The sequence below is a fragment of the Parendozoicomonas sp. Alg238-R29 genome (genome assembly GCF_947331445.1).
Taxonomy (GTDB): domain Bacteria; phylum Pseudomonadota; class Gammaproteobacteria; order Pseudomonadales; family Endozoicomonadaceae; genus Sansalvadorimonas.
The window spans coordinates 1-889 of the sequence record NZ_CAMZOG010000245.1; the positions used below are offsets into that span (position 1 = coordinate 1).

The 889-nt window shown below is 36.9% G+C and carries 1 protein-coding gene; it reads left to right on the forward strand.

The annotated features are described in order from the left end of the window. Positions 1-81: 81 nt before the first annotated feature. Entirely contained in the window at positions 82-789 is a 708-nt protein-coding gene (locus QMA35_RS21875) for a hypothetical protein (RefSeq protein ID WP_281649247.1), read from the forward strand. Positions 790-889 lie beyond the last annotated feature (100 nt).

Genomic DNA, 889 nt, shown 5'->3' on the forward strand with positions numbered 1-889 from the left:
GGACGCCTTCGGCGCCCTTAATGCAGGCGTTATACGAAAAACCAACATTGAGTTATAATCGAGCTTTTAGCAGTTTTTAGTATGATAGGCTCTTGGATAAAGAAGTACCAAGCTAATAAAGCAGTCAAGAATTTTAAAAATTCTCAATTAGGTAAATGCATAAGTCACCATACGGAAAAATACTTTTATGGTGATACGCTGCTCTCGAGTTTTCAGCAGGAGAATAAGGAAAACATAATAAAAGACTTCCATCATCGAGTATTTATGGTTTGTCTATCAGATAATCCCTTCATGTCTATGAGAGAAGCAATTACAGAATATGGTTGTGGATTATCCTCTTATCAGATTTATTGTATTAACGAATCTAACAAGGCTGATTCAGAGTATGCTAATACACCTTATATTTCTGGCAAGATGCACAAACATATAAGTAGTTGTTCTGATCATGTAGATGAATTAAAAGAAATGAAATGGAAATATCCTGAAATTTCAAATGATGATCTAATAGCCTTTTGCAATTCCAGAGCGGCTCTCTATACATATTATCTCAACGGTATGAATTATGTCAGAATGGAGCTCAAAGACTCTGATGATACAAAAGATTGGTTAAGGCCATTCGTCAAATCTATGCTCATATGGACTGAAGATCACATGAGATCAAATATTGGTTTACCAAGTCTTCTTGAAAATAGCCTAGATGGGTTAAAGCACAGTACATTTATGAATCTTGTGGCAGACGGTCATAAAAATCCATACTTCGAATGGGAAACTAAATGGGCATCGGAGTAATTTTCGTATAACAAGCCCATCCAAGCGACCGCATTCTGCGGCGCTTGATGGGGGCGTTGTGCGTCGGGGTGAATATATTAATTTCTCGTTCCTCGTTTTT